Below are 4,898 nucleotides of genomic sequence, written 5' to 3'. Positions count from 1 at the left end.
AGAAGCCAGAAGCCAGAAGCGGGCAGAACACCTCTATTTTCGTTCAGTCCGCGTTGGCACCCGCCACGAGACGCTCTGCAGGCAGCCTCATTCAACGCCAGGCTCATCTGATCGTACTGAAGTTGGCGCTTATGACACATCAAGAAACACCTATCCCAGCCGACACCTGAACTAGGCAGTCCCCTTCCTACGGCTCAGGTATAACAAAAAAATGGCCTCGCTCAAGACAGTACAAGCTCGCTACACCGCAACCTTCGTAGGATTCATGGCGCTGGTCATTGTTCTGACGGTTTATGGCATCGGTCAGTTCGTGTCTCCAAGGCTTACGGCCAACGATGAAAACATGCTGACCGCCAAGGCGGCCGACATCAGTGATGAGATCAAGACCGAGCTGGCCCGCGTACAGGCGCAGGCGCGGGTGATCACCGAACTGGTGCCGCAACTGTCCAGTGACGATATCGACCGCCTGCTGCCGTTCATGGTCAATCAGTACGGCGAAGCCAAGGTGTTTGGCGGCGGGATTTGGCCATTGCCGAACGTGCGCACGCCAGGCCGTGCCAAGCACAGCACCTTCTACCACCGCGATGCGTCGGGCAAGTTGATCGTCAACACCCACTGGAACTCGCCTGAGTCGCTCAACTATTTCGAACAGGGCTGGCATAAAGGCGGTTTGAACTCGCCTGCTGGCCAATGCGCCTGGGCGCCCGCCTATCAGGATGCCGCCAGCCCGGAACCGCGTACCAATTGCGCCATGGCGATTACCAAGGACGGCCAGCCGTGGGGCGTGTCGACCATCGACGTGACGCTGGGCTTTTTCAACAAGCTGGTTGAAGCCAAGGAACAGGAAGTACACGGTCGGATCATGATCATCGAAGCCGATGGCAAGATTCTTTCCAACGTGCCGGGCAGCAGCGACAAGATCGTATTGCGCAATGTCTCCGAACTGGCGGCGCAATCGCCGTTCATCAATGGCATCAAGTCGGCACTCGCCGTCAAAGGTACGGGTACCTCGCGTCTGACCTACCAGAACAGTGACGGTGAAGAATCGACTCTGTTTCTGATGCCAGTGGCTGGAACGCCCTGGTTGCTGGCAGTCGCGCAAAACACCGACCTGCTGAAAAGCCAGAGCGAAACCGTCCTCAAGACCCTGGCCTGGTTGCAGATCCCAATGGTGCTGGTGCTTCTGGTGCTGATGATTGTCGCACTGCGCGCGCTGATGAACCGCCTGAGCGTGCTTAAAACCAATATCGACACGCTGTCGGCCGGCGATGCCGATCTCACCCGGCGCATTGCCGTCAAAGGGCACGATGAAGTGGATCAGGTGGGCGAGTCGGTCAACAACTTCATTGCCTACCTGCAACGGATGATGCTCGACGTGAGCAGTTCCACTCGCGAAATCGCCAGCGGTATCGAGCAACTTCGCAGCCAGGCGGGCGTTACAAACGCCATTCTGATCCGCCACGCCAACGAAACCGACCAGGCCGTCACCGCGATTACCGAGATGTCATCCACTGCCGACGAAGTGGCCCGCAGTGCGGCGCAGACGGCAAGTTTCACTCAGTCGGCCAACGAGAACGCGCAGGTGTCCAAAACCGTGGTCGCTGACGCCTCGGACAGCGTGACCGCGCTGATCAGCGAGGTGGATTCAGCCACCAGCAAAGTGCAGTCGATGGAGCAGGATGCCAAGCGTATCAACGCGGTGCTGGCGGTCATCGGCGAAATCGCCGGGCAGACCAACCTGCTCGCGCTCAACGCCGCCATTGAAGCCGCACGCGCTGGCGAACAGGGTCGTGGCTTTGCGGTCGTGGCTGACGAGGTCCGCGCCCTCGCCGCTCGCACCCAGGCCAGCACGTCGGAGATCAACGAAATGCTCGGCAGCCTGCAACAAGGCGTCAGCGCCGCAGTAGCCGCGATGGAAAAAACCCGCCAGAGCTGCCAGACCACGGCGGGCAAAACCACAGCCGTAACAAGCGGCCTGGACGACATGACCCGCTCGGTTCTGCAAATCAACGACCTGAGCACGCAAATCGCAACAGCGGCCGAGGAGCAAAGTGCGGTGTCCGAGGAAATCAGTCGTAACATCATTGCCGTGCGCCACATTGTCGAAGAACTGGTCGAAGGGGGCTCCAGCAACGAACGCAGCACCGCTGCCCTTTCCGAGTCCAACACTCGTCTGATTGCCCTGGTACAACGCTTCAAGGTCAGTTAAAAGCTGTGCGGGCCTGCCGCAGCATGCGTCAGGCCCGGCTTCTATTTGATCCGGTAGTGAAAGGTGTTCTTCACCCCGGACACCGTCACCGCCTTGCCGTCGACGATTCTTGGCTGATAACGAAAGGTCTGGACAGCCGCCAGTGACGGACGGATGAACAGTGGATGGCAGGCACCCTGCACTTGCGGATTGACCACCGTGCCTTGCGGCGACACGTCGTAGACAACCGTGCAATCACCCTCGATGCCTTTGTCCAGAGCCCGTTCAGGATAGTCAGGAGCCTCTTTGGTGAGCGGCTGATACTGGCTGCTGTCAGCGGCAGCCTGTTGTGCTGATTGCTGCGCCTGGCGGGCGCGCTCGGCAGACTGACGCGCCTGTTCAGCCTGACGCTGTTGCTCAACCTGCTGACGTTGCTGCTCGGCCAGCCGCTGCTGTTCCTGTTGCTTGTGCTGCTCGGCTTCGCGCAGACGCTGGGCGTTCTGTTGCTGTTCGCGCTCGCGCTTTTGCTCGTCAACGCGCTTGCGGGCCAGCGCGGCCTGCTCGATCTGACGCTGCGGCTCTGCCTGCGGTTTCGCAGTCTCCACTGGCGGGGTGATCGGCAACGAGGCCGGTGCAGGTGGCGGCACCTGAACAGGCTCGACAACCGGCGCAGCGACGACTGGAACGGGCTCAGGCGCAGGCGGCAAAATCAGCAGTTGGGTCGTCAGAGTTCTGGTCTGCACGGGCGGTGCGTCGAGGCTGCTCCAGCCGAGCATGAGGCCGCCCAGCAACGCACCATGCAGGGCAAGCGCGACAGCAGCGGCCAGGCCATTGCTGCGCAGCCAGGGCCAGTTCACCCATTCGCGGCGCGGTGGGTGATAGTCGAGGGCCAGGGCGTTCATTGCGGTGCCTCGGTCACCAGCCCCAGTTGCGTCACACCACTGCGTTGCAGCGCCGCCATGGCGGCGACTACCCGGCCATAATCAGCCTTGTCATCGGCGCGAATGAACACTTGCGTATCCTTGCGCTCGGCCACCAGTCGGGCAATGCGCGCCTGCATGTCTTCAAGGCTTGCGGCTTGATCGGTCTGCGCCTGAGTGTCAACCGTATCGCCCAGGTTCCAGTAATAACCGCCCTGCGCCTTGACGGACAGGGTCACGATGCGCTGCCGCGTGTCGGTGGCAAGTGCTTCGCTGGCGACTTTCGGCAACTCGATTTTCACGCCCTGGGTCAGCATCGGTGCAGTGACCATGAAAATCACCAGCAGCACCAGCATCACGTCGATATAGGGCACGACATTCATTTCGGCTTTCGGACCATGTTTGCGTTGCGGTTTGACTAGCATGACAAGTCCTCAGGCCGCAGCGGCCATGTTGCGGGTCAGGCCTTGCAGGGTGCGGTTCAGGCGCACCTGCAGTTCATTGCCGAAGCTGTAGTAACGGGCCGTGAGCGTCTGGCCACGCGCAGCAAAGCGGTTGTAGGCGATAACGGCAGGAATGGCGGCGAACAGGCCGATGGCCGTGGCAATCAAGGCTTCGGCAATACCCGGCGCGACCGTCGACAGTGTGGCCTGCTGCACTTGAGACAGGCCGATGAAGGAATTCATGATCCCCCAGACCGTGCCGAACAGGCCGATGTAAGGGCTGACCGAGCCGACCGTGGCGAGAAACTGCAGGCCTTTTTCCAATTGCAGTTCCTGCTCGCTGATGGCGACCTGCAATGCGCGTTCGACGCCTGACAGCACCACGTCAGGCTCGATGCCGGGGCGTGGTTTGAGTTGCACGTACTCGGCATAACCTGCGTTGAAGACGCGTTCGATACCGTCAGCGCCCTCCTGAGCCGAACGGCTCTCGGCGTACAGCGGTGCCAGCTCGGCTTCACCGCGAAAGCGCTGCTGAAAAGCATCCAGCGTCCGCTCGTAATAGCCCAGTGCAAGGCTGCGCTGGATGATCAGGTACCAGCTGACCAGCGAGGCAAGCAGCAAAATCAGCATCACGGCCTTGACCAGCAGGCTGGCATCGCTGATCAGGCCCCAGACGGTCATGTGTTCGAGGGTGGCGTGCATCGGGATAGTCCTCTGTAATGGAACGAATGATTAGCACCGCTTGATGACAAACGACTTACGGCAGCTTCAAGGTTTTCATTACCTCGGCCCACGGTACGAACTTGAAGTTCTGTGCCTGCTCGGGCATGCGTTTGCGCCCGTCCTGAACCACCAGCATGCCTTTGCTCCAGGGGCCGCCGAGGTTCATGGAGGTCACTTCGATGCCGTCGGTTTCCGAGGTGCCGTCAATGCCCTCATTCGCGTTGAGACCGACCCGAAACGCGCCTCGCAATGCGTAGGGCGGCTCGGCATCGACCACCACGTAGCTGTCGTTGCCCTGACTGGAAATCACCAGATAGTCGTGTCTGTCGCTCTGATACAGCGCCAGCCCCTCGACATCGGCATGCACCGCCTCGCCCACCTTGATCACACTGGAAAGCGTCGCAGGCTGGTCGGCACGCGCATCGACTTCCCACACGCCAACGTCCTCTTCACCGAGAAACAGACGCTGACGCTGATCATCGGCAACGCAGCCTTCCGGCTGGGTCTCAACCTTGAAGCGGCGTACCAGCTCGCCTTTCGCCTTGCCATCCGGCGCACTGAGCCGGTACTGAAGAAAGCTGCCGTCCTTGCCATTGGCAAAGGCATACAGCTCGCCACTGGCGG

General features: G+C 60.7%; 5 protein-coding genes and 1 pseudogene. 2 read left to right on the top strand and 4 right to left on the bottom strand.

What is annotated here, in order from left to right:
• Nucleotides 1–211: 211 nt before the first annotated feature.
• Nucleotides 212–1,348: pseudogene (locus ALO80_RS32420) on the top strand (HAMP domain-containing protein); the annotation flags it as partial.
• A gap of 15 nt (nt 1,349–1,363) precedes the next feature.
• Nucleotides 1,364–2,209, top strand: a complete 846-nt coding sequence (locus ALO80_RS32415) for a methyl-accepting chemotaxis protein (RefSeq protein WP_371904933.1) — start codon at nt 1,364–1,366, stop codon at nt 2,207–2,209.
• Between the two features lie 41 nt (nt 2,210–2,250).
• Here ALO80_RS32415 and ALO80_RS03590 read toward each other — a convergent pair whose 3' ends face one another.
• The 4 genes from ALO80_RS03590 to ALO80_RS03575 form a co-directional block, all read right to left on the bottom strand.
• Nucleotides 2,251–3,090 carry an energy transducer TonB gene (locus tag ALO80_RS03590; RefSeq protein WP_055007968.1) on the bottom strand — a complete coding sequence of 280 codons (840 nt, stop codon included), beginning with the start codon at nt 3,088–3,090 and terminating at the stop codon, nt 2,251–2,253.
• A complete protein-coding gene (gene tolR, locus ALO80_RS03585) occupies nt 3,087–3,533 on the bottom strand; it encodes a protein TolR (RefSeq protein ID WP_055007967.1) in 447 nt (148 codons plus the stop codon). The genes ALO80_RS03590 and tolR overlap by 4 nt, the downstream gene beginning before the upstream one ends.
• Before the next feature lie 9 nt (nt 3,534–3,542).
• Nucleotides 3,543–4,253 carry a protein TolQ gene (gene tolQ, locus ALO80_RS03580; protein ID WP_055007966.1) on the bottom strand — a complete coding sequence of 237 codons (711 nt, stop codon included), beginning with the start codon at nt 4,251–4,253 and terminating at the stop codon, nt 3,543–3,545.
• A 55-nt stretch (nt 4,254–4,308) separates the two neighbouring features.
• A partial coding sequence (locus ALO80_RS03575; RefSeq protein ID WP_144434200.1) for a phytase occupies nt 4,309–4,898 on the bottom strand: 590 nt, incomplete at its 5' end.

Source organism: Pseudomonas caricapapayae (genome assembly GCF_001400735.1).
In the GTDB taxonomy this organism is placed as follows: domain Bacteria; phylum Pseudomonadota; class Gammaproteobacteria; order Pseudomonadales; family Pseudomonadaceae; genus Aquipseudomonas; species Aquipseudomonas caricapapayae.
This window is presented reverse-complemented; position numbering and strand designations above follow the sequence as displayed.